At 65.8% G+C, this 3,560-nt stretch carries 5 protein-coding genes and 1 rRNA gene; 3 read left to right on the top strand and 3 right to left on the bottom strand.

Translation table 11 applies throughout. The features are described from left to right. Positions 1-170 precede the first annotated feature (170 nt). From rrf to IQ216_RS12575, 3 genes are all read left to right on the top strand, one after another. Positions 171-287: ribosomal RNA gene (gene rrf, locus IQ216_RS12585) — 5S ribosomal RNA — on the top strand. A gap of 104 nt (positions 288-391) precedes the next feature. Next, on the top strand, positions 392-1,339 hold the full coding sequence (locus IQ216_RS12580; RefSeq protein ID WP_370566746.1) for a YhjD/YihY/BrkB family envelope integrity protein: 948 nt from the start codon (positions 392-394) through the stop codon (positions 1,337-1,339). Between the two features lie 143 nt (positions 1,340-1,482). Beyond that, positions 1,483-1,887, top strand: coding sequence for a hypothetical protein (locus IQ216_RS12575; RefSeq protein WP_193815754.1), 405 nt, complete (start codon positions 1,483-1,485; stop codon positions 1,885-1,887). A 62-nt stretch (positions 1,888-1,949) separates the two neighbouring features. On the opposite strand, the gene IQ216_RS12570 is transcribed toward IQ216_RS12575, so the two are convergent. The 3 genes from IQ216_RS12570 to xseA form a co-directional block, all read right to left on the bottom strand. Beyond that, complete coding sequence (locus IQ216_RS12570; RefSeq protein WP_193815753.1) at positions 1,950-2,342, bottom strand: DUF2834 domain-containing protein; 393 nt, start codon at positions 2,340-2,342, stop codon at positions 1,950-1,952. Then, a complete protein-coding gene (gene xseB, locus IQ216_RS12565; RefSeq protein WP_193815752.1) occupies positions 2,339-2,596 on the bottom strand; it encodes an exodeoxyribonuclease VII small subunit in 258 nt (85 codons plus the stop codon). Before xseB ends, IQ216_RS12570 begins: the two co-directional genes overlap by 4 nt. Positions 2,597-2,598: 2 nt before the next feature. After that, the coding region (gene xseA, locus IQ216_RS12560; protein ID WP_193815751.1) for an exodeoxyribonuclease VII large subunit at positions 2,599-3,560 on the bottom strand (962 nt) is incomplete at its 5' end.

The following is a 3,560-nucleotide window of genomic DNA, read 5'->3' as shown; positions in this document are numbered from 1 at the left end:
CTAATAGACCGAGGGCTTGACCATCAACTCGAGCTCTTAACAGCTTGTTTCCAGAGGATGAGCAAGAGATGGCCGTCAAGGTTGTCTGGAGCTGATCTAACCTATGCAGTTCTCAGGGTTCAACCTGGGAGCAAGACAAGAAGCAGAAGACTCCATCATGAGTCTTCTATCCTGGTGTCCATGGCGCAGTGGAACCACACCGATCCATCTCGAACTCGGTTGTGAAACGCTGCAGCGCCGACGATAGTTGGGGGGAAGCCCCCTGAGAAAATAGGTCGATGCCAGGTAAAAACTTTTTGTGCTTTGCTCCGATGATCAAAAGGTCACCTTGTGGGTGGCCTTTTTTTGTGCCCATTGTCCGTAGCGCCCATCGGTTGTTGGTTGCTGCGCCATGGTGGACACCTGTCCATGGGAGGAAGCGTTGCCCGCAAGCCCAGGCTCGGTTCGATCGAAGCTGCCCATGAGATGGGTGCGGGCCCTCTGGGCTGCTCTGCGCCTGTGGTTTCACCACGATTGTGTGGACCTCAGTGCGGCCTTTGCCTATCACGCTATGCAGTCGGTGTTTCCGATCGGCCTGATTGCGTTGTCGTTGGCTGCTCGGGTGCTGGGCCAGGATGAAGGCTTGGTGGATCGGCTTTTGAGCGGAGCCCGCCAAGTTCTGCCTGGCACGGCCATGCCTGCCGTGACCTCAGGCTTGAATGCCTTCCTGCGTCAGGGCGGGGGGGCTGGATTGTTGGGTGTGGTGGTGCTGGTGCTGACGGCCAGCAATGCCTATCTCACCCTGCAGCGGGGCGCTGACCGTATCTGGTGGAGTCGACCCGATGGTCCTGGTGAGATCGGCTGGCGCCGCCTGCTCTGGCGCTTCTTCGCGCTGCGGCTCAAGGCCCTGGCTCTGATGGGCTTGCTGGCGCTGGTGATCGTGATGGATCGGCTGGCTCATCAATCGACCCTCCCCGGCAGCCTGGTGCTCAGGGATCTGCTGCCCACGATCTTTCCCCGGATGCTGGACTTTCAGCGTCCCTTCGATTTAGGGGTGGGGCTTCTCAGCACCTTGGGATTTAGTCTGCTGGCGTCGCTTCTGCTGCTCTGGATGCTTCCTTCGCGTCATGTGCCCTGGCGTGATCTCTTGCCTGGAGCCGGCTTTCTCGCTGCTTCATTCACTCTGCTCAACCTCTTGCTGGGCCGGGTGCTTGTGGCCCTCGGCCTGCGATTTCAGGCCTATGGGCTGGTGGGTGGCGTGCTGGTGTTTGGCCTCTGGGTGTGGCTGATCGGCGTGCTCATTTATTATTCCCAGTGCCTCAGTGTGGTCATCCGACGCCCCAGCCGCGCGCGACCCTGAAGCACCCTCCCCACGTTCCCAACGCAGCGACGCCGGGGCTCCCGATCATGTCGATGCCCGCTGCGCCGGCCCTGCCAGGCCAGGATGGAACGGTGTGGAGCTCAAAGCTCGACACCGCCAGCCCCTTGCATCGTCCTGGAATCATGCCGAGGTCATTCCCATGGGTGTGGATCGGCGTGCTGGGGCTGTTGCTGCTCGCGCCCTCTCCCGCCGGCCGCGTGCTGTTGGACGTGCTCGGTGGCATCACCCTCACCCTGTTGCTGTTGCCGCTGTTCCTGGCTGGCGCCGGTGTGGTGGCCTGGCAGCTGTTGAAGCGGCGCATCAGGGTGTGTCCCAGTTGCGGCCTGACCAGCTTCGGGGCCCCTGTCTGCCCGGCCTGCGGCACCGGGCTGGACGCTGACGCCGTTGGCGTTGAGCAGGCCCAGGTGTTCGGCGGTGATTCCTTCACGTCCCGGAGATCTGGAGGCGTTGATGCCGCCTCGGCCACGATCGATGTGGATGTGGTGTCCTCCCAGGACCTGGATGACGAGGGAACGTCACCGCGCTGATGCAGCCTCGACAGCTGAGCAGCGGGCCATCGCTGGGCCCGGTCCAGGCGCTCAGAACGCCCTCAGGCACTGGAAAGTTCGTCGAGCCGTCGCTCGCGCAGATAGAGAAACAGGGGGGCGCCGCAGGCGAAGGCGATCAGGAGGCAGGCCGCGATCACCAGGGGCAGCCCACGCATCTTCAGGCGGCGGCTTTCCTGCACGATCCAGATCAGCACCGCCGTGGCCCCGATCGCCAGATCCCGCGACAGGGAGGCGGCGGCTGGGTTGGCGTTGGCCAGGCCGATGAACTGGCCCAGATCAAAGCTGCCGCCATAGGCGCGCATGTAGTCGAGATTGGCGAGCCAGGGCAGCACCGCTCCCGCCACGGCCAGGCCCAGGTAGAGCCAACGCAGCCAGGCGCTGGGGGGCTGCTCGGGCCTGAGGGCAGCGGGGGCTGCGGTGGGAGACGAAGTCATGGCGTGTAGTGGGTGGGGTCGCTGTTGTCATCGCCGCTGGGATCCCAGAGCAGCACCTCCTGCTCCACCTTGCTGAGGATCTGTTCGCAGCGCTCGGCATAGGCCTGGGCCCGCCGGTAGTGGCCAGTCATCTCCTCCACATCCAGATCAGGGCTCTGCAGCTCGGCCAGAATCAGCTCCAGAGCCGTGTGGGCCTCGCGGTAGCTGAGGCCGGCCGCGATCGTTTCGGCGCTGCGGGATCTCTTGCTGGCCATGGTCAGGATCGGGGCTGGTCCGCAGAGGGCTTGGGACCAATCTCGCGCACCTCGGCCACGGCCCGACCATCGGCCCATTCCAGCACCACCTGGGAGCCAGGTCGCACCGCCCCGACCGACCGCAGCAGCTCCCCCTCAGCTGAGCGGATCAGGCTGAAGCCCCGCCTGAGCACCTGCTCGGGGGAGAGGGCTCGCAGCAGGGCCTGGGTCTGCCGGAGGGTCTGGCGGCGTTGCTGCAGCAGCTGGCGGGGGTGCAGCTGCTGCAGGCGTTCCTCAAGCCGCCCGACCTGCTGGCGCTGGCCCTGCAGGTGCCAGCGGATCAGCTGTCCGAGCTGTCGGCGCGTCTGCAACAGGCTGGCCAGCACGCTCTGACGCTCCGGCAGCAGAGCCACCAGGGCGGCGGTGGGTGTGGCGGCGCGGTAGTCGGCCACCAGATCGGCGATGGTGATGTCGTCCTCATGGCCGATGCCGCTCACCAGAGGCACCGGGCTCTCGGCCAGGAGCCGGGCCAGGTCTTCTCCGTCAAAGACGGTGAGGTCTTCGCGGCTGCCGCCGCCGCGGGCCAGCACGATGGCCTCGATGCCCTCCCGGGCCACCCGGCCATAGAGGCTGCGCAGCGCGGCGCAGATGCGGGCCTCCACGCCTCCCTGCACAGGGATCGGCACCAGCAGCACGGCCGTGGCCGGCCAGCGCTCCGCCGCCGTGCGCAGCATGTCGGCCATGGCGGAGCTGGGCACGCTGGTGAGCAGGGCGATGCGCTGGGGGGCATGGGGCAGGGGCCGCTTGCGCTCCTCATCGAACAGCCCCTCACCGATCAGCGCCCCCCGCACCTGCTCGAAGCGGCGCATCACACTGCTGAGGCTTGGCCTGAGGTCCAGCACCTGCACGCACAGGGAGGCGCGGCTGGCCCAGAAGTTGATCTTGCCCACCACCACCACCCCATCGCCATCAGCGGGCTGCAGGC

This window comes from Cyanobium sp. LEGE 06143 (assembly GCF_015207535.1).
Taxonomy (GTDB): domain Bacteria; phylum Cyanobacteriota; class Cyanobacteriia; order PCC-6307; family Cyanobiaceae; genus NIES-981.
Note: the sequence above shows the minus strand (reverse complement) of the source record. Positions and strands in the feature narration are given on the sequence as shown.

Coding starts and splice junctions, on each gene's coding strand:
- xseB (WP_193815752.1), bottom strand. CDS start 2,596: ATGGCCAGCAAGAGATCCCGCAGCGCCGAAACGATCGCGGCCGGCCTC.
- IQ216_RS12580 (WP_370566746.1), top strand. CDS start 392: ATGGTGGACACCTGTCCATGGGAGGAAGCGTTGCCCGCAAGCCCAGGC.
- IQ216_RS12570 (WP_193815753.1), bottom strand. CDS start 2,342: ATGACTTCGTCTCCCACCGCAGCCCCCGCTGCCCTCAGGCCCGAGCAG.
- IQ216_RS12575 (WP_193815754.1), top strand. CDS start 1,483: ATGCCGAGGTCATTCCCATGGGTGTGGATCGGCGTGCTGGGGCTGTTG.